The sequence below is a fragment of the Xanthomonas hydrangeae genome, from assembly GCF_032697525.1.
Taxonomy (GTDB): Bacteria; Pseudomonadota; Gammaproteobacteria; order Xanthomonadales; family Xanthomonadaceae; genus Xanthomonas; species Xanthomonas hydrangeae.
In genome coordinates this window covers 305,010-321,900 of the sequence record NZ_CP103836.1, presented here as the reverse complement: position 1 = coordinate 321,900, position 16,891 = coordinate 305,010, and the positions used below count along the sequence as shown (strand labels likewise).

22 protein-coding genes and 1 pseudogene are annotated in these 16,891 nt (G+C 66.1%); 8 read left to right on the top strand and 15 right to left on the bottom strand.

Annotated features, from left to right (window positions below):
* Positions 1-54: 54 nt before the first annotated feature.
* From NYR97_RS01405 to NYR97_RS01340, 14 genes are all read right to left on the bottom strand, one after another.
* Positions 55-675 (bottom strand): hypothetical protein, encoded by a 621-nt coding sequence (locus NYR97_RS01405; protein ID WP_316696255.1) that lies wholly within the window; start codon positions 673-675, stop codon positions 55-57.
* A complete protein-coding gene (locus tag NYR97_RS01400; protein WP_316696254.1) occupies positions 672-1,748 on the bottom strand; it encodes a hypothetical protein in 1,077 nt (358 codons plus the stop codon). Before NYR97_RS01400 ends, NYR97_RS01405 begins: the two co-directional genes overlap by 4 nt.
* Before the next feature lie 19 nt (positions 1,749-1,767).
* Positions 1,768-2,115 (bottom strand): hypothetical protein, encoded by a 348-nt coding sequence (locus NYR97_RS01395; RefSeq protein WP_047695780.1) that lies wholly within the window; start codon positions 2,113-2,115, stop codon positions 1,768-1,770.
* Between the two features lie 72 nt (positions 2,116-2,187).
* Positions 2,188-2,850, bottom strand: coding sequence for a RebB family R body protein (locus NYR97_RS01390; protein WP_316696250.1), 663 nt, complete (start codon positions 2,848-2,850; stop codon positions 2,188-2,190).
* Complete coding sequence (locus NYR97_RS01385; protein ID WP_316696247.1) at positions 2,847-3,092, bottom strand: RebB family R body protein; 246 nt, start codon at positions 3,090-3,092, stop codon at positions 2,847-2,849. Before NYR97_RS01385 ends, NYR97_RS01390 begins: the two co-directional genes overlap by 4 nt.
* Positions 3,093-3,115: 23 nt before the next feature.
* Positions 3,116-3,451, bottom strand: a complete 336-nt coding sequence (locus NYR97_RS01380; RefSeq protein ID WP_316696245.1) for a hypothetical protein — start codon at positions 3,449-3,451, stop codon at positions 3,116-3,118.
* A 106-nt stretch (positions 3,452-3,557) separates the two neighbouring features.
* Positions 3,558-3,836, bottom strand: a complete 279-nt coding sequence (locus NYR97_RS01375) for a RebB family R body protein (RefSeq protein ID WP_022973268.1) — start codon at positions 3,834-3,836, stop codon at positions 3,558-3,560.
* Positions 3,837-3,888: 52 nt separating this feature from the next.
* Positions 3,889-4,155 carry a RebB family R body protein gene (locus NYR97_RS01370; RefSeq protein ID WP_101361696.1) on the bottom strand — a complete coding sequence of 89 codons (267 nt, stop codon included), beginning with the start codon at positions 4,153-4,155 and terminating at the stop codon, positions 3,889-3,891.
* Between the two features lie 30 nt (positions 4,156-4,185).
* The gene (locus NYR97_RS01365; RefSeq protein WP_022973269.1) at positions 4,186-4,455 is read right to left on the bottom strand and encodes a RebB family R body protein; all 270 of its coding nucleotides are present in this window, start codon (positions 4,453-4,455) and stop codon (positions 4,186-4,188) included.
* A gap of 35 nt (positions 4,456-4,490) precedes the next feature.
* Positions 4,491-4,778: a RebB family R body protein gene (locus NYR97_RS01360; protein WP_115040621.1), complete on the bottom strand. Its 288-nt coding sequence runs from the start codon at positions 4,776-4,778 to the stop codon at positions 4,491-4,493.
* 797 nt (positions 4,779-5,575) lie between these two features.
* On the bottom strand, positions 5,576-6,640 hold the full coding sequence (gene hemE, locus NYR97_RS01355; protein ID WP_316696240.1) for a uroporphyrinogen decarboxylase: 1,065 nt from the start codon (positions 6,638-6,640) through the stop codon (positions 5,576-5,578).
* Positions 6,641-6,654: 14 nt separating this feature from the next.
* Positions 6,655-6,906, bottom strand: coding sequence for a WGR domain-containing protein (locus NYR97_RS01350; RefSeq protein WP_104533988.1), 252 nt, complete (start codon positions 6,904-6,906; stop codon positions 6,655-6,657).
* 267 nt (positions 6,907-7,173) lie between these two features.
* Positions 7,174-8,286, bottom strand: a complete 1,113-nt coding sequence (aroB, locus tag NYR97_RS01345; RefSeq protein ID WP_316696237.1) for a 3-dehydroquinate synthase — start codon at positions 8,284-8,286, stop codon at positions 7,174-7,176.
* The gene (locus tag NYR97_RS01340) at positions 8,283-8,825 is read right to left on the bottom strand and encodes a shikimate kinase (RefSeq protein WP_316696236.1); all 543 of its coding nucleotides are present in this window, start codon (positions 8,823-8,825) and stop codon (positions 8,283-8,285) included. The genes aroB and NYR97_RS01340 overlap by 4 nt, the downstream gene beginning before the upstream one ends.
* A gap of 181 nt (positions 8,826-9,006) precedes the next feature.
* Between NYR97_RS01340 and pdxH the strand changes: the two are divergent.
* The 8 genes and pseudogenes from pdxH to NYR97_RS01300 form a co-directional block, all read left to right on the top strand.
* Positions 9,007-9,630, top strand: a pseudogene (pdxH, locus tag NYR97_RS01335) (pyridoxamine 5'-phosphate oxidase); the annotation flags it as partial.
* Positions 9,631-9,929: 299 nt separating this feature from the next.
* Positions 9,930-10,346 (top strand): YjfI family protein, encoded by a 417-nt coding sequence (locus NYR97_RS01330; RefSeq protein WP_006449074.1) that lies wholly within the window; start codon positions 9,930-9,932, stop codon positions 10,344-10,346.
* A gap of 12 nt (positions 10,347-10,358) precedes the next feature.
* Positions 10,359-11,129, top strand: coding sequence for a PspA/IM30 family protein (locus NYR97_RS01325; protein ID WP_316696233.1), 771 nt, complete (start codon positions 10,359-10,361; stop codon positions 11,127-11,129).
* Positions 11,130-11,154: 25 nt separating this feature from the next.
* The gene (locus NYR97_RS01320; protein WP_316696231.1) at positions 11,155-12,243 is read left to right on the top strand and encodes a potassium channel family protein; all 1,089 of its coding nucleotides are present in this window, start codon (positions 11,155-11,157) and stop codon (positions 12,241-12,243) included.
* On the top strand, positions 12,240-12,911 hold the full coding sequence (locus NYR97_RS01315; RefSeq protein WP_316696229.1) for a YjfK family protein: 672 nt from the start codon (positions 12,240-12,242) through the stop codon (positions 12,909-12,911). Before NYR97_RS01320 ends, NYR97_RS01315 begins: the two co-directional genes overlap by 4 nt.
* A gap of 37 nt (positions 12,912-12,948) precedes the next feature.
* Entirely contained in the window at positions 12,949-13,353 is a 405-nt protein-coding gene (locus NYR97_RS01310) for a DUF350 domain-containing protein (protein WP_047126964.1), read from the top strand.
* 12 nt (positions 13,354-13,365) lie between these two features.
* Positions 13,366-13,941: a DUF1190 domain-containing protein gene (locus NYR97_RS01305; RefSeq protein WP_316696227.1), complete on the top strand. Its 576-nt coding sequence runs from the start codon at positions 13,366-13,368 to the stop codon at positions 13,939-13,941.
* Between the two features lies 1 nt (position 13,942).
* Positions 13,943-15,109, top strand: coding sequence for a glutathionylspermidine synthase family protein (locus NYR97_RS01300; protein WP_316696226.1), 1,167 nt, complete (start codon positions 13,943-13,945; stop codon positions 15,107-15,109).
* 383 nt (positions 15,110-15,492) lie between these two features.
* Here NYR97_RS01300 and NYR97_RS01295 read toward each other — a convergent pair whose 3' ends face one another.
* On the bottom strand, positions 15,493-16,863 hold the full coding sequence (locus NYR97_RS01295; protein ID WP_316698482.1) for an MFS transporter: 1,371 nt from the start codon (positions 16,861-16,863) through the stop codon (positions 15,493-15,495).
* Between the last annotated feature and the right edge of the window lie 28 nt (positions 16,864-16,891).

The following is a 16,891-nucleotide window of genomic DNA, read 5'->3' as shown; positions in this document are numbered from 1 at the left end:
GGATGGTTCACCGCAAGAACCGGCATCACCGCAACGCCGAAGCGCATCGATCCGTCAGCTGGCTGTTCCGTCATCGGCGTTCGGATTCGTCGGCGACGTGGCCGCCATTGCCTGCTCGGTCTGCTGCTGCGCGGCCGCCACCGCAGCGGCAGCGGCTTGGTCGGCCTGCTGCAGTGCCTGGTTTGCGCTATCGGCAGCCTGGCCGTTGCCGGCTGCGGCAGTCGCCGCGGTTGCGGCCTGCATGGCGGCCTGCACTGCCATATTGCTGGCCGCCATCGCTTGATCGATCTGGGCTTGCGCCGCTTTCAGCGCGGCTTCGACCTGCGACGATCCTGGCGATTGCGCAGTGGTGGCTGGTGTCTGGTTCGGAGGCGTGGGCTGGGTATCGTCGGACATGCTGGTGTCTCCTGAAGTGGAAGCGGGATGGAGTGGGGCAACGGCATCGGTGCGCGATAGCTGGATCGGCGCGATGAGTGGTGCGGTATCGGGCGGGCGCTGCGCTGCGAGCGTGCGCAGCATTTCGCCCAGTGCGTGTTCGGCTTGCGTCATGGTCTGGCGTGCGGCCGCCAGGGCGGCCCCGCGTCCTGCATGCACTGCGTCGCGGGCCGCGTCGGCGGCGCTGATCGCAGGCGGGGCCTGTTCGGTGGCCGCGGGAAGCGAGCTCGATGCGTTCACTCCGAGGCCTCCGTCTCCGCAGCGGGCGTCGCGCTGTTGGGCGCGGGTGCCGCACCGAAATCGCGTAGTGAGATGACGCCGTTGTTGACCTGCAGCAGCGCAGCCAGGGAGTCGTTGTGCATGGAGAACATGCAGCTGCTGCCGTCCTGGCCCAGCACCCCACGGCTGGGCCGGTTGGCCGCCAGGAATGCCTGCGCCGACTGCAGGTAGAGGCGGATCGCGTCGCCTGCGCCTGCCGCCTGGTCGTCGCCGTCGCCTCGGTAGCGGGTGTGCTGGACGATCTGCTGGGCCGCCAGCGATAGCCGCGCGAAGCCGATCTGGCGACCGCGTGCCAGCCATTCGGCAACGCTGCGTTCAACCTCGTTGGGCGAAGGCAGCCCCTGGACCTGTGGGCAATCCAGGGTGGTGAACAGCTGCGGCAACAGCGTCTGCAGCGCCGATGCTGCCGCATGCGCGCGCTCGTCAGCAGCTGTGATGGTGGCGCTGCAGGCCAGATAGAAGCGGTAGTAATCGCAGAATTCCAGCGGCGTCCGCGCCTGCTCGACAGCGAATGCTGCTGCCTCCTGCTGCAGTGCTGGCGTGACGTCGGCCGGCGGCGCTTCGGCGGCCAGTTGGCGTAGCGCCAGGCTTTCTTCCAGGTCCAGCGACTGGAACACGCCGGCGCCAGCGACGTTCAACTGTGTCAGCAGGCTGCGGCCTGCGGCCAGGTCGCTTGCGGTGTGCAGGGCGTTGTCGCGGAAGATCCGCTGCAGCTGCGCCTTGACCACCGAGCCGGTGTCGCCTGCTTCTGCCTGCGCCAGCGTGCCCAGGTCGGTCGGGCTCAAGGTCATCAGCTTGACCGGGCTGACCTTCAGCTCCAACTGTGGCAACAAGGCCAGGCGCGAGCCATGCAGGCCTTGCTGCACCTCGTCGAGCAAGCTGCTCTCGTCGGGAAAGTCATAGCGAACACCGGGCGACTGGATCGCCCATGCCAGCCATTGCGTGCCTCCATCGATGAAGGCGAGGCACTGCCTGCCCAGCGTCGAGAGCATCGTCGGCATCGAGATCAGGCGGCCTGCGATTGAAACGGACATTGCATGACTCCTTGTGGATTCAACCGGCGGGAAAATTCTTCAGTACCAGGCCGGCCGCCGAACCGATCCTGGCAAAGTCGTCGGTGGCGCCCTGCATCAGCGCCTGCGCCTGGGTGAGCGCGGTGACGTACTTCGCGTCGCCGGTGGCCAGGTACTGCGCCATCGCCACGCCGACGGCCGTGGTGGCGATCGTGGAGACATTGCGTAGCGCGTCGGTGGCGTCCTGCACCGCGATGGCGGTCGACTGCGCCACCGATTGATAGGCCTTTCCGGCCCCGCTGGTCAGCACGACCTGCGGGCTCATGGTGGCCATCTGTGTCTGGTTGATCACATCGATGACCTGGGCATTGACCTTGCTCGGTTCCATCTCGGCTCCCGTGGATTGATCGGCGGCCTGGCAATGAGGCCTGGTGGTGAAACGCGCCTCTATGCAGACGGTTTATGGCGGAGGCGGCGTTGTAGATGCAGGTGCAGGTGCAGGCACAGGTGCAGATGCAGGTGCAGCAGGAGCAGCAGGTGCAGGTGCAGAAGGGGGTGCGCCAGCAGCTGCGGCTGCGGGTGGAACTGCGGGTGCAGCAGCAGGAGCATCAGGAGTGGCAGCATCATTGGGACCGGCGCCGGAGGCGGGGGGAGCGGCGGGCAGGGGCGGCGGGACGCTCAGCGCATGCACTTCCATGAGGTCGGCGGTGGCGGTCGCGGCATCTGCCGAGGCGCCTTGTGCTTGCGTCTTCAGCACGTCGACGGCCACCTTGGCTTCCGCCGCTGCAGCGGCGATGAGTGCTGCAGGCGGGGGCGGTACGGGGGGCGGGCCGGGCAACGGCGCGACCGTCGGTGGTGGTCCGGGTGGTGCAGGCGGTGGTGGCGGCGGAACCGGGAACGGTGCGGAGATCATCTTGGCGCAGGCGGCGGTGATCGCTGCTGCATTGATCATGCCGGCGCCTTGCTGCCGATTGACGGCGTTGTGCATCGCCATGCCCAGCGTCTCCAGCATCACGGCATCGAGCATGCCGAGCGCCTGTGCGGGTGCCTGACCGGTGGTCAGCGTCACGATGCTGCTCACCGCATCGACGACCTGGCTGTTCACGCTACTGTCGTCGATCATGACGAAGTCGCTCCCTTCTGGATGATTAAGGCAAGGATTTGAGTGAGAGCTGCATCGGCGAGCACCTGTCCGCGCTGCTGGTTGGCGACGGCGTTTTCCATTGCCAGCGCGATGGAATCCGACAGCGCCAGGTAGGTCGCCCCCATCGCGAAGGCCGGCGCTTGCCCGATGGCCATCGCCGCACCTGTAGCGGCAGTGCCGATCAGGCTGACGACGCTTGCAGCCTGCGCGCTTGGCTCCATGACGGGGCACTGGCGTCGGCGTTCTAGGCCAACGAGGGCCTGCGCTGTTCAACGCCAGCCGACGCCGAGAACATGACGGTGTTTTGTGGCGCGTGTTTGCACGCGTACTGCAAGGCCACGCCATCGGGCACGCGTTCGAGGAATGCAAAATTGCCGTGCGGCACGTCGATCACGCGGTCCAGCTTCTGGCGATAGACCAACGGCTGCGCTCCGGGAATCACAGGCAGGATGCCGTCGAACTCGACGTTGATCACCGCCTTTTGGTGAGGTGCGAACGTCGCCACAATGGTGCGGCCCCTGATCAGTCTCACTACGACGTCCAGGGTGTTGGACGTGGGAATATGGCGTAGTTGCAGCATGAGGCGTCCTTTCTCGATTCGACCAGCAAGATGCGTGGTAGTAACAAGGGCATCGCGTATCGAACCAGGCGCCGCCCGCGCTGTGGCAGCGGCGCCTGGCTGCCGATTACCGGAGCCCGGCGCTCAGGATTTCCCGGGTGGCGACGCCATCGGACGCGGTGTCGATCGAATACAGGGTGGACACGCCCTGCGTCGTCGATGCCTGCATCGTCACGTAGGACTGCTGCTGGTTGTTGGTGGCGTTATGCGCGGCGTTGGACAGCGCCTGGCTGGTGGCAACGAACAGATTGCCCATTGCAATCGCCGGCGCATCGCCGAGGACCTTGGTGTTGACCTGAGAAACGGAATCGGTGATCTGGCTGTTGACGGCAGTCGGAAAGGCCATGGTGAAAACTCCTTGAGGTAGGGAAAGAACGAAGAGCCTGCGGCGTTAGCGGTTAGCCGAGAATCTTCTTGGTGGCGGCACCCGTGGCGCCGGTATCGAGCGAGTACAGCAGCGAAACGCCCATGGTGGTTGCTGCCTGTGCGGTGACATACATCTGTTGTTGCGCGAGTGTTGCGTTGTGGGCCGCGTTCGCCAGCGCCTGCGCGGTGGCCTGGTACAGATTGCCCATGGCTGCTGCAGGGGAGCTTCCCAGTACCTGCAGGTTGGCCTGGGTGACCGAGTCGGTGATCTGGTCGTTGACGGCGGTGGGAAATGCCATTGGCGAATGTCCTTGGCGTTAGCCGGGCCGTCAGACGCCCAGGATCTGTTTGGTGACGACGCCGGTGGTGGCGGTGTCGATGGAGTACAGCGTCGCCACGCCCATCGTGGTGGCCGATTGCGCAGTGACATAGCTCTGCTGCTGCGCGTTGGTTGCGTTGTGGGCAGCATTTGCCAACGCTTGCGCAGTTGCCTGATATAGATTGCCCATCGCGATCGCCGGTGCGTCGCCCAGAACCTTCGTATTTACTTGGGTAACGGAATCGGTGATTTGATTATTGACTGCGGTCGGAAATGCCATTGCTTGCTCCTTGTGTGCCAGAAATCACGATTGACTTAGCCCAGGCCCTTCACGCCAGTGCTCAGAATCTGCTTGGTCGCTACCCCGGTGGTGGCGGTATCGATGGAGTACAGGGTGGCGACCCCCATCGTGGTTGAAGACTGCGCAGTGACATAACTCTGCTGTTGTGCGTTGGTCGCGTTATGGGCGGCATTGGCCAGCGCCTGTGCGGTGGCCTGGTACAGATTGCCCATGGCGATGGCCGGGGCATCGCCCAGCACCTTGGTATTGGCTTGTGTGACGGAGTCGGTGATCTGGTCGTTGACGGCGGTTGGAAATGCCATGCTTTTCTCCCTGTTGCTCGAATGAGTGAAGCGCTTGAACAAACGTGACGATGTCGAGGTTCGGCAGGCGGCCTGCCTGTCCGGAGATGTGTTGCAGTGGCACCGCATCACCGTGGAGAAACAGTAAATCTCCTTTGTTTGGAAAAATTGGTTTAAACGACGGCAATGCCGGACTTATCGACGTGAAGCCCGATCCGCTTTAGAGCGGTATGCGATGTAAAGAGGCGTTTTGAAACGGCGTGCGGGGAATGTCGCGGGGAATCGCAAAGCGGATTACAGAAAGGCCATGCAGAACAGACGAGCACAGGATGCTATTGACGCAAGCCGGGAAAGCTCGCGTCCGCTTGGCGATTTTTTTGCAGCTAGTTAATGGCCAGCCGCCGCGCTATCGGTGCCCCACGAAACCCCAGTCCACGCGCTCCGATGATTGGCAGCGTTGCTGTTGAGCTCGGTGCGCATCAGGCGGGATTGACGTCGGCAATGGACGTGCGCACTGCCACACATCATTGGTGTGGCGGCATAACGCTCACGGAACGATGCAGGAAGGCCGCGTTGGAGCGGATGCAAGCGCGATGCTGATAAGGGCATGGAGGCTGGGCTTGCTCTCGCCGAAGAATGCCTTCATCACTGTGCCCCATGCCTGGGGCGGCCTGGCAGCATCAGATACGTACCGGCGGTGCTGCCGACCTATTGCCGATGCAGCCACCACCCGTCATCAAGCTCAGCGCGCGCTACCCGGGTGCGCGCGTTGAGCGACGGTCGACAGCACAGGTGCGCTGTCGACCCGTGCCTTGGCATTACCGCTTGCTCAGCGTCTGCACCGCTTCCACCAGCGCCCCGACATGATCCGGATTCATGTCCGGTGACATGCCGTGGCCGAGGTTGAAGACGTGGCCTTCGCGCGAGCCGCCGTTGCCTTGTGCGTAGCTGTTCAGGGTCTTGCCGACCTCGGCGCGGATCGCCTCGGGCGAGCCGTACAGGGTGGCCGGGTCCAGGTTGCCCTGCAGGGCAACGCGGCCACCGGCGCGCTGTGCGGCGTCGGCCAGCGCGATGGTCCAATCCACGCCCACCGCTTCGGCGCCGCTGGCGGCAAGCTCGCTCACGTAGGCGCCGTTGCCCTTGCCGAACAACACCAACGGCGTGCGCTCGGCGCCGTCGCCGCGTTCCAGCTCGCGCGCGATGCGGGTGAGGTAGGGCAGCGAGAATTCGCGGTACATCGCCGGCGACAGCACGCCGCCCCAGGTGTCGAACACCTGCAGCGCCTGCGCACCGGCCGCGCGTTGCGCGGACAGGTAGGCGATCACGGCATCGGTGACGGTGCCGAGCAGGTGATGCAGCACCTCTGGCGCGTTGAAGGCCATGGCCTTGATGCGCGCGTATTCCTTGCTGCCGCCGCCTTCGATCATGTAGCAGGCCAGCGTCCACGGGCTGCCGGAGAAACCGATCAGCGGCACCGCGCCATCGAGCTCACGGCGGATCAGGCGCACCGCATCCATCACGTAACGCAGCTCGGTTTCCATGTCCGGCACGCCCAGCCGATGGATCGCGGCGGCATCGCGCACCGGGTGGCGGAACTTGGGGCCTTCGCCTTCGACGAAATACAGCTCCAGGCCCATCGCATCGGGGATGGTCAGGATGTCGGAGAACAGGATCGCCGCGTCCAGCGGAAAGCGTTGCAGCGGTTGCAGCGTCACTTCGCAGGCGATCTCGGGGTTCTTGGCCATGCCCAGGAAACTGCCGGCACGCGCGCGGGTGGCGCGGTATTCCGGCAGGTAGCGGCCGGCCTGGCGCATCAGCCAAACGGGGGTGCGGTCCACGGGCTGGCGGTTGAGGGCGCGCAGCAGGCGATCGTTCTTGAGCATGGGGAGAGATGTCCTCAAAGCGGCGCGTCGGCGCCGCCGGTGATGAGTTGGAAGCCGCGTTTGAGGTGGGTGTCGCGCGCCTTGTCGAAGGCCCGGTCCGCTTCGTCCTGCAGCAGGTATTGGTCGCGTCGCAACTGCGAGCGTCCACCGATCTCGCCGCTCTCGCGCAGCAGTTCCCAACCGCCGAACAGATCCGGTTGCAGGGTCAGCTGGACGTAGCGGAGCGGCGCATTGCCGCCGGGATCGTGTTGCAAGTGGATACGCATGGCGCCGATTGTAGCCGGGCGGTGCTGAAGGCTGGGGGCGATGGGCGCGCCGGGTTGCTCCGGTTGCGAAGATCCATCGGCAGTGGTTGGCAATCGGTGGTTTAGATGCCCGGAGGCCGGCGCGCTCCTGCGTGAACGATGTTCGGCAGCAGGCGTTGCGTAGGAGCGCACCTGGGCGCGATGGGGATTGATCGGGAAAGCCCATCGCGCCCGGGGGCGCTCCTACCTGTGCGGTCCAGCGATCCGTGTTCGGCTGGCTGGCAGGCCTCAGCCCGCCAGAATCTCCAGCACCGCGGCCTCGTCCACATCGGGCACCACCTCGGCCTTGCCGATGCCGCGCCACAGCACCAGGCGCAGGCGGCCGGCGATGTTCTTCTTGTCCAGCCGCATGCGCCCCAGCAGCGCTTCCGGCGACAGACCGGCCGGGATCTCGGTGGGCAGGTCGAAGTCGTGCAGTAGGGCGCGCAGCGCCTCGGTGTCCTGCGCAGCGCTCATGCCCAGCGCGGCCGAGAGCCGTGCGGCCAGCACCATGCCCACCGCCACGGCTTCGCCATGGTTGAGGTTGTCGTTGCCGGGCGCGCCGTAGCCTTGTTCGGTCTCGATCGCGTGACCGAAGGTGTGGCCCAGGTTGAGCAGGGCGCGCTCGCCTTTTTCCAGCGGATCGCGCGCCACGATCTCGGCCTTGTGCTCGCAGCTGCGTGCGATGGCCTGGGCCAGCGCGGCGGCGTCGCTGTCCAGCAGCGCGCGGCGCTCGGCATGCAGCCACTGGAAGAACAACGGGTCGCGGATGGCGCCGTACTTGATCACTTCGGCCAGACCGGCGCGCAGCTCGCGCGGGGGCAGGGTGCGCAGGGTGTCGGTGTCGGCAATCACCGCGCGTGGCGGATGAAACGCGCCGACCAGATTCTTGCCCTGCGGGATATCCACCGCAGTCTTGCCGCCGACCGAGGAATCCACCATCGCCAGCAGGCTGGTGGGCAGTTGCACGCAATCCACTCCACGCATCCAGCAGGCCGCTGCGAAGCCTGCCAGGTCGCCGACCACGCCGCCGCCGAGTGCGAACACGCAGGCGTCGCGGGTGGCGCCCAACTCGGCCAGCGCGGCGATCGCAGCGCCGAAGTTATCCAGCGTCTTGGAAGCTTCGCCGGCCGCGATCACCAGCTCGCCGAGCTGCAGGTCCGGGCGCGCCTGCAACAGTGCGGTGCGTACTCCGGCTGCGTAATGCGGGGCCACCTGCGCGTCGCTGAGCAGCAGCGCGTGGCGGCCGCGTACATGGCTGGCCAGACGCGCGCCGTCGGCCAGCAGGCCGGGTGCAATGGTGATGGTGTAGGGCTGCGCGCCGTCGACATCGACGTTGCGCGAGGAACGGGGAAGTGTCATGCAGGGGTACTCGACATGCGCCATTGCGCGGCCAGGCGCAGCACCAGCTGCGCGGTGGCCTCGGCGGGGGAAAAATGGTCGGTTTCCAGGCTGAGGTCGGCGACCTCCTGGTACAGCGGGGTGCGCTGCGCGGCCATCGCGTGCAGCACCTGCTCGCGGTCGGCGCGCTGCAACAGCGGGCGATTGCGATCGCGCGCCAGCCGCGTCAACTGCGCCGGCACGCTCACGTGTAGATAGACCACAAAGCCGCGCTCGCGGATGCGCTGGCGGTTGAGCGGATCCAGCACCGCGCCGCCGCCGGTGGAAATCAATTTGTTGTCCTGCTGCAGCAGCGCCTGCAAGGTCTCGACTTCGTGCTGCCGAAACCGCGCTTCGCCGTGCTGTTCGAAAATGGCCGGAATGCTCTTGCCCGCCTGCTCGACGATGGCCTGATCCACATCGACAAAGTCCAGCCCGAAGCGCTCGGCCAGGCGACGGCCGATGCAGCTTTTTCCGGCGCCCATCGGGCCGACCATCACGAGATTGGGAGCGGGGTTCATGCGCAGGGATCGTAGCATTCACGCCCTTGCGCCGGGCCGATCGTCGCGGTTTGAAACCATCCTGCGGGATGACAGTCGACTGCACGCATCGGCATCGGCACCTGCCGCCACCGCGTGGAAATCGACGGCTGCAACAGCGCGCACATAGGCGAAGCACACGCGATGCGCCCACAATAGGCGCCAATCTTGCTGCCCACGCACCGTCATGACCGATCTGTACGCAGAAGCCCTTGCCACCTTCACCGCGCTGTACGCCGAGGCGCACGCCAGCGCCGAACTCGAAGCCAGCGCGATGACCGTGGCCACCGCCAACGTGGACGGCCGGCCGAGCGCGCGGACCGTGTTGCTCAAGGCCTTCGATCCGCGCGGGTTCGTGTTCTACACCCATCTGGACAGCGCCAAGGGCCGCGACCTGCAGACCCATCCGCAGGCCGCCTTGCTGTTTCTGTGGCGCAGCCTGCGCGAGGCCGGCGTCCAGGTGCGCATCGAAGGGGGCGTGCAACTGGTCGGCGCCGACGAATCCGATGCCTATTTCGCCTCGCGTCCGCGCATGAGCCAGATCGGCGCCTGGGCCTCGCTGCAGTCGCAGACGCTGGGCTCGCGCGAGGAGTTCGACGCGGCCATCGCCAAGGTCGAGGCCACCTTCGAGGGCCGCGCGGTGCCGCGCCCGGATGGCTGGGGCGGGTTCCGGGTGGTGCCGCAGGCGTTCGAGTTCTGGTACGGCGCCAGGTTCCGCCTGCACGAGCGCTGGCGCTACGAGGCCGATGCGGCCAGCCGCTGGAGCAAGCGGATGCTGTATCCGTAAGCGCGCCGGCCCGCTGGCGTGTGCGTACCTTGGCTGGCGCAGCTGCGCAGGCCTTGCGCCTGGCCGTGGGCCGCATGCCGACCACAGCATCGCCGACCTGCAGCCCGTCCAGACGGCGTGTGGCTGCGAGCCAACTGAACGGGGGGGGGGGGGGCCGCCCGCCGTTGGCCTGATCGGCTGACTTCCGGCCCTTTCTGCCGGTCGCAAACAGTCTGTAGTATGTCCGGCCATTGCACGACTGTTGCTGCATGAGCGCAGCTGCATCACCACCGCTGCATGACCAAAGGACAGGACATCGTATGACGCAGTACACCACTGTCGAATTGCACGGCCTGCTGGCCGAGCGCTACCGCGACCAGCCGATCGAGGTCGAACTGATCGATGGGCTGGAGCCGGCCATCAACCTCACCCTGGCCGACCACGGCGACATGCAGATCCAGGTCGCTGCCTCCGGCTCGCAGGTGTTCGTTTCCACGCTGCTGGCCAACGCCGACCAGGTCAGCGATCGCGCGGCGTTCAACGACGCCTGCCTGCGGCTCAATCCGCTCAATCCGTTATCCAACCTGGGGCTGGTGCAGGTCGACGGCAAGGATAGCTATGTGGTCTTCGGCGAGCTGTCGGCGTCGTCCACGCTCGACCAGATCGACGAGGAAATCCAGACCCTGGCGGCCAATACGCTGGATGCCGCCGAATCTCTCAAGCCGTACTTTTCCTAAAGGCGTGTTGTCATGAGTATCTTTTCAAAGCTGATCACGCTGCTGCGTGGCACTGCACACGAAACCGGCCAGAAGGCGGTCGACGCCAATGCGCTGCGCATCCTGGACCAGGAAATGCGCGATGCCGGCGCCCAGCTCACGCGCTCGCGCGAAGAGCTGACCAAGCTGATGGCGCAAAGCAAGCTCGCCCAGCAGAAGATCGACGCGCGCGCCGGCAAGATGGCCGAGTACACGCGCTATATCGAAGGTGCGCTGGCCAAGGGCGACGAATCGCTGGCCCACGATGTGGCGACCAAACTGGCTGCGCTGGAAAGCGAGGACGCCGGCGACAAGGCCTCCAAGACCTCGCTGGACCAGTCGGTGGTGACGCTCAAGGCCACCATCCAGAAGACCGAGAACCAGCTGCGCGGCATGCGCCAGCAGATCGACACGGTCAAGGCCACCGACGCGGTGCAGAAGGCGCAGGCGGCGATTGCCGCGCGCCATTCCGGCGCCAGCAGCAAGATGGGCTCGGCACTGGAATCGCTGGAGCGGATCAAGGCGCGTCAGGCCGAAACCTCCGCACGGATCGAATCGGCCGAAGAACTCGAATCGTCCAGCGGCGATGGCGATCTGAACCGGCGTCTGGCCGCAGCCGGCCTGATGGAAGGTGAATCCAACGCTGCCGCCGTGCTGGCACGCTTCAAGAAGCCGGCCCAGCTCGGCCACGACAGCGCCAGCGGCAGCGCGCCGCTGATCGGCCAGGTGCGCGACGTGCAGCAGGTTCCGCGCAGCGACAGCTGATCCACCCCACGGCACAGGACGCGCCATGATCATCGTCGGACGCTTGATCCGGGTACTGCGGCGCCACGTGCGCCGCGTCAGCTGGGGCATGGTGGCGCTGGCCCTGCTGGCCCATATGGGCGTGAGTTGGGCGTTGTTGATGATGGCTGGCGAGCACAAGCTCGTTGGCCTTGACGCGTTTCCGTATTACTACATGACCACCGCCACCACCATCGGCTATGGCGACCTGTCGCCGGGCTCGGTGGCCGGGCGCTATATCGCCGCGTTCGTGTTGATGCCGGGTGCGGTGGCGCTGTTTGCCACGGTGCTGGCCAAGACCAGCGGCGTGCTCATCACTTTCTGGAGGCGCCACTACATGGGCAAGATGGCTTACGCCGATCTGCGCGGGCACACCATCCTGATCGGCTGGCAGGGCGCCGCCTCCACGCGCTTGCTGGAGCTGTTGCTCTCCGACACCGCCACCGATGACGAAGGCGTGGTGCTGATCGCCGAGGGCGTGGCCGAGAACCCGATACCCGACCACATGCGCTTCATCGCCGCCGAGTCGTATACGCACACGGACGTGTATCTGCGCGCGGGCATTGCGGGCGCGGCGCGGGTGATCGTCAACCCGCCGTCCGACGACCAGACCCTGGCGGCGGTGTTCGCGTTGATGGCGCATGCGCCGCGTGCGCACATCGTGGCGCACTTCGATTCGGGCAGTGCGGCGCGGCTGGTCAACTGCCACTATCCGGCGATCGAATGCACGCGGCCGATGACCGCCGAGATCCTGGCGCGTGCCGCACAGGACCCGGGTAGCGCCGCGATCACCGCCGAGCTGCTGTCGGTGGACGATGGCCCGACCCAGTTCGGCCTGCTGGTTCCGGGCGATGTGCCAACGCTGGATTACCGCGTCGTGGCGGCCGATTTCAGCCAGCGCGGCGCCTTGTTGCTGGGCCTGCGCGCGCCCGATGGCGCGCTGCGCTTGAACCCGCCAGCACACACCGCCGTGCCGGCCGGTGCCATGCTGTATTACCTGGCCGAGCAGCGCGTGCCCGTGCATGCCATCGCATGGCAGGCCCTGCGCGCCGCCGCCGTTCCCCATTCCCCATCGCCACAAGGTGCAGGACGATGAGTTTTTTCAGCAAGTTGTTCGGTCAACCACAACCGCCGCCGTTGCCCGGCTCCGGCACTGGCGCCATCGGTCACGCACTGCCGCTGGGGCTGCGTGTGGGTGGCCAGGTGGAGATCGACACCACGTTGTATCGCATGGCACCGGAGGCGATGACCGCCGAGTTGCCGGGCGGGCATCAAGGCATTCCGTGCTACGGCCACGTCAATCTGGGCGATGGCTATTCCCTGCACCGTTTCTATCTGGACGACGATGCGTTCCTGCAGGTCACTACGGTGGGCGGCGATCTGGAAGCGATGAAGGCGTTCGTGTATTGCGAGACGGTCAATCCGCCCAGCAAGCAGGCGTTTCAGGAGTTCGTGATGCAGCATCCGCATCTGGGTGCGGCGCAGATCGAGTACGCCGGCAAGCGCTGGCAGCGCGCCACCCAGTCCACCGACGATGCGGCGCGGATTCCGCCGATCGCCTACGACGAAGTGCTGTACCGCTATCAGCCGCCGCGCCGCGATGGCGATCTGACCCACTACGCCATGCTCTACAGCCGCGATGTGCCGGAGCTGCAGCGCGAGGAATTCCTGCTGGTCACCGGCGAGGATTCCGGCCCCAACGAGTTCTGCGTCACCTATGCGGTCGGCATCGATGTCACCGTCGCCGATCTGGATATCACCTGAGCGTGCGCGCCCGTCTTCCACTTACCTTGGTCCTGTCATGAACCCGATCAACCTGCAGAGTTTTCTCGCCTTTCTTTCCTACTTCGGCACCGGTCTGGGCGTGCTGATCGTCGCGGTGGTGCTGGTGACCCTGGTCACCCCGCATAAGGACTTCACCCTGCTGCGTCAGGGGAACGTGGCGGCGGCCACCGCCCTGGCCGGCAACCTGATCGGCGTGGCATTGCCGCTGCATTCGGCCATCACCCATTCGGTGAGCCTGGTCGATGCGCTGATCTGGGGCGCAGTCGCCTGCGGCATCCAGATCGTGGCGTATCTGCTGGCCAACCTGGTCGCCGGGCGCATCTCGCGGCAGATCACCGACAACGTCACCGCCGCCGGCATCTTCTCGGCTGGCGTGTCGATCGCGGTCGGGCTGATCAATGCCGCGGCGATCACGCCGTAACGGAGCGCAGGCATGAAGCGATCACGCAATCTCAAACTCACCTTGATGGCCGCACTGCCGGCCGCCCTCGTCACCGGTTGTGGTTCCGAACCAGAGACAGGTGTGGTGCTGCAGTCGGCCTCCGACTGCTACCAGATCAAGCAGGAACAGACCGACATCCAGCAGTGCCTCAAGGCCTACGACGAGGTGGTGACCAAGCACCAGCAGGCCGCGCCGCGCTTCAATACGCGCTACGAGTGCGACGAGCAGTTCGGCAGCTGTACGGCGGTACAGACGGCGCAGGGCCAGCAGAGCTGGATCCCGCCGATGGGCGGGTTCCTGCTGGGCTATGCGTTGGGCAACATGACCGGCGGTGGCGGCTATCGCTATGGCGGCTCGATTCCGCTGTACCGCGATTACCGCAGCGGCGGGTACTACAAGCCCAATGGCGATCTGGCCAGCAACCGCGTCGGCACCGTGCGCGGGCGCAATGGCGCCATCGACATGCCTTCGCGTGCGATCACCGTCTCGCGCTCGGGTTTCGGCTCCAGTGCGGCGGCGCGCAGTTCGTTCGGCAGTGGCGGGCGCAGCTCCGGATACGGCGGCTGACATGCAACGGATCGCAATCGCCGAGCGCCCGGACTGGCGCGAGCAGGCCGAATCGCTCGGCTTCCATTTCCACACCATCGACGGCGAGCGCTATTGGGACGAAAGCGCGTATTACGCGTTCTCGCTGCGCCAGATCGAGAACGACATCGAAGCGCCCACGCAGGAACTGCACGACATGGCGATGCAGCTGGTGGACGAGGTGGTGGGCTCGGAACAGCTGATGACGCAACTGGCGATCCCGCCGTTCTACTGGGACTGGATCGCCAACTCGTGGAAAGACCGCGACCCGCATCTGTATGGCCGCATGGATCTGGCCTATGCCGGCGACGGCCCGGCCAAGCTGTACGAACTCAATTACGACACGCCCACCTCGCTGTACGAATCGGCGTATTTTCAGTGGCTGTGGCTGGAACAGCAGATCGCTGCCGGTGCGTTGCCCAAGGGCACCGACCAGTACAACCTGATCCAGGACCTGCTGTGCGAAACCCTGGGCGCGCTGGCGGTGGAAGGTGCGATCGGGCCGCAGATGCATTTTTCAGCGGTGCGCGATTCGCTGGAGGATCGCGCCACGGTGCGGTATCTGCGCGATTGCGCGCACCAGGTGGGCATCAGCACCGAGGAAGTGGCCATCGAAGATATCGGCCTGAGCGCCGATGGCTGGTTCACCGATGAGCAGGACCGGGTGATCCAGACGCTGTTCAAGCTCTACCCGCTGGAATTCATGATGGAAGAGCGCTTCGGCCCGGCATTGATTGCCAACCGTGTGCGCCTGATCGAGCCGGCATGGAAATCGGTGCTGAGCAACAAGGGCATCCTGCCGCTGCTGTGGGAGCGCCATCAAGGCCATCCCAATCTGCTGCCTGCACGCTTTGCGCAAGCCGGCGAAGCGCCGACGGCAGGCTGGGTGCGCAAGCCGCTGCTCTCGCGCGAGGGCGCCAACATCTCTCTGGTCACCGCACAGGGCGACGCCGCACAGACCGACGGGCCGTATGTGGATGGGCCGGCGATCCTGCAGGCGCACCATCCGTTACCGGTGTTCGATGGGCGGCATGCGCTGGTGGGCAGTTGGGTCGTGGCCGATCGCCCCGCCGGGCTGGGCATGCGCGACGACGATGGCCCGATCACCCGCGACACCTCGCGCTTCGTGCCGCACGTGATCGTGGATTGATGCAGTAGTGAGTGCGCATCGCCACCGCAAGGTGGCGGTGTTGCGTGTTGCGATTGCCGCCGCTGTGGCCGTTGGTGAGGTTCGCCGGTTACGTGGCTGCGCTCTGCGCAATGGTCCCGCCCCGCACAGCGCAGACAACGCTCTTCATCGCCTTGCACACGCCTTGGTTGCGCGCAAGCCCTTTACTGCAAGCCGAGCAGTGCAGGTTTTCCACACCCCCTGTGGATGGAAGTTGCACAAGGCTGTGGACAAGTCAGCTCAGGCCGCGGCCTGCAACGCTGTCAAGATGGGTGGCGAAAAAATGACCAACCGCTCGCGGCGATGGTTTTCCAGTCGAGATTTGAACGATCCCGACAGGATCGGCAAAGCCGGCTGCACAGCCATCACACCCGCCGCGCCACGAAAAAGCTCGCCACCGCCAGCAGCCACGCCAATGCGAACACGCTCAGGTATGCGGCCAACGTCGCTGAATCCAGCAGCGCGGCGAACAACGCGCCGGCCAGCGCCAGCATGCCGGCCACCGCAATCGCTTCGCTCAACTGTAGCGCCGAACTGTGCGCGCCTTGTTGCGCCGGTGGCGACAACGACAACGTCAACACCGACAGACTCGGATACAGCAGGCCCATGCCCAGGCCTGCCAGCGCCCAGCCGGTGATCGCCACTGGCACCGGAATGAGCGGCCACACCGCGCCCGCGCTGATCACGATGCCCAGCGACATCAATAGCGCACCGGTCTTGAGCAGGCGTGGGCGCGACCAACCGGCGCGGCTATGGCCCTGATACCACGAGCCGCTGAACCACCCCAATGCACCCACGCTGAGCGCCACGCCGGCCAGCAGCGGCGAGAGGCCGCGTTCGCGCGACAGCAGCAACGGCAGGAATGCCTCGAACCCGAAGAAGGCCGCCGCCGCAATGCCGCGCAGCGCGATCACGCTGGGCAGGCCACGTGCAAGCCGCAGCGTGCCGCCCGGCAACAGGTGCCAGGCGCAGAACAGTGTGAGCAATAGCGCTGGCGTCATCGCCAGCAACGCCAGCACGCCGTGCAGCTGCCCGCCCAGATACACGCCGAGCACGCCCAATGCTGCACCGATCGCCCAGCCGAGCGCGGCGTTGGAGTCGGCGGACGGTTCGCCCGACCACGCGCGCCCGCGGATGGCCGGCCACAACATCAGCCCGGCCGGAATCGCCAGCAGCGGCACCGACAGAAATACCCAGCGCCATCCCACATGCTGCACGATCAGCCCGCTGATGCCCGGCCCGATCAACGACGGCACCACCCAGCCGGCCGAAAACGCGGCAAACACGCGCGGCCGCAACGCTTCCGGATACAGCCGCCCGACGATGACGTACAGCGCCACCGAATACGCGCCGGCGCCCAGGCCTTGCAGCAAGCGCCCTGCGATCAGTAGCGGCATGCTTGGCGCCAACCCGGCGATCAACAGCCCGATCACAAAGCACAGCAGTCCCGCACCCAGCGCTCCGCCCGGGCCGCGCCGGTCGCTCCAGCGCCCGGCGGCAGTCATGCCGACCACGCTGGTCGCCAAGGTGCCGCCGAAGGCCAGCGCGTACAGCGGCAGCCCGTTCAATTCGCGCGCCACGGTCGGCATGGCGGCGGCAACCGCCAGCGACTCGAAGGCATTGAGCGATACCAGCGCGACCATGCCCAGCGTTGCGGCGCGATACGGCGCGGCGAGAATGGAAGTGGGTTGCGTGGCGCCGAGTGGCGTGGCGGGCGTGGTGATTGCGGCGGGCATGTCGGTGGGCATCGAAGATCCAGGAACG

What these genes read in the sequence shown, in the direction of transcription:
- NYR97_RS01305 (WP_316696227.1), top strand. Translation starts at nt 13,366, where the DNA reads ATGAAGCGATCACGCAATCTCAAACTCACCTTGATGGCCGCACTGCCG.
- NYR97_RS01385 (WP_316696247.1), bottom strand. Translation starts at nt 3,092, where the DNA reads ATGGAGCCAAGCGCGCAGGCTGCAAGCGTCGTCAGCCTGATCGGCACT.
- NYR97_RS01330 (WP_006449074.1), top strand. Translation starts at nt 9,930, where the DNA reads ATGACGCAGTACACCACTGTCGAATTGCACGGCCTGCTGGCCGAGCGC.
- NYR97_RS01360 (WP_115040621.1), bottom strand. Translation starts at nt 4,778, where the DNA reads ATGGCATTTCCAACCGCCGTCAACGACCAGATCACCGACTCCGTCACA.
- NYR97_RS01295 (WP_316698482.1), bottom strand. Translation starts at nt 16,863, where the DNA reads ATGCCCGCCGCAATCACCACGCCCGCCACGCCACTCGGCGCCACGCAA.
- NYR97_RS01365 (WP_022973269.1), bottom strand. Translation starts at nt 4,455, where the DNA reads ATGGCATTTCCGACCGCAGTCAATAATCAAATCACCGATTCCGTTACC.
- NYR97_RS01380 (WP_316696245.1), bottom strand. Translation starts at nt 3,451, where the DNA reads ATGCTGCAACTACGCCATATTCCCACGTCCAACACCCTGGACGTCGTA.
- aroB (WP_316696237.1), bottom strand. Translation starts at nt 8,286, where the DNA reads ATGACACTTCCCCGTTCCTCGCGCAACGTCGATGTCGACGGCGCGCAG.
- NYR97_RS01320 (WP_316696231.1), top strand. Translation starts at nt 11,155, where the DNA reads ATGATCATCGTCGGACGCTTGATCCGGGTACTGCGGCGCCACGTGCGC.
- NYR97_RS01325 (WP_316696233.1), top strand. Translation starts at nt 10,359, where the DNA reads ATGAGTATCTTTTCAAAGCTGATCACGCTGCTGCGTGGCACTGCACAC.
- NYR97_RS01300 (WP_316696226.1), top strand. Translation starts at nt 13,943, where the DNA reads ATGCAACGGATCGCAATCGCCGAGCGCCCGGACTGGCGCGAGCAGGCC.
- NYR97_RS01340 (WP_316696236.1), bottom strand. Translation starts at nt 8,825, where the DNA reads ATGAACCCCGCTCCCAATCTCGTGATGGTCGGCCCGATGGGCGCCGGA.
- NYR97_RS01375 (WP_022973268.1), bottom strand. Translation starts at nt 3,836, where the DNA reads ATGGCCTTTCCGACTGCCGTCAACAGCCAGATCACCGATTCCGTTTCT.
- NYR97_RS01350 (WP_104533988.1), bottom strand. Translation starts at nt 6,906, where the DNA reads ATGCGTATCCACTTGCAACACGATCCCGGCGGCAATGCGCCGCTCCGC.
- NYR97_RS01370 (WP_101361696.1), bottom strand. Translation starts at nt 4,155, where the DNA reads ATGGCATTTCCCACCGCCGTCAACGACCAGATCACCGACTCGGTCACC.
- NYR97_RS01310 (WP_047126964.1), top strand. Translation starts at nt 12,949, where the DNA reads ATGAACCCGATCAACCTGCAGAGTTTTCTCGCCTTTCTTTCCTACTTC.
- NYR97_RS01395 (WP_047695780.1), bottom strand. Translation starts at nt 2,115, where the DNA reads ATGGAACCGAGCAAGGTCAATGCCCAGGTCATCGATGTGATCAACCAG.
- NYR97_RS01315 (WP_316696229.1), top strand. Translation starts at nt 12,240, where the DNA reads ATGAGTTTTTTCAGCAAGTTGTTCGGTCAACCACAACCGCCGCCGTTG.
- NYR97_RS01400 (WP_316696254.1), bottom strand. Translation starts at nt 1,748, where the DNA reads ATGTCCGTTTCAATCGCAGGCCGCCTGATCTCGATGCCGACGATGCTC.
- NYR97_RS01390 (WP_316696250.1), bottom strand. Translation starts at nt 2,850, where the DNA reads ATGATCGACGACAGTAGCGTGAACAGCCAGGTCGTCGATGCGGTGAGC.
- hemE (WP_316696240.1), bottom strand. Translation starts at nt 6,640, where the DNA reads ATGCTCAAGAACGATCGCCTGCTGCGCGCCCTCAACCGCCAGCCCGTG.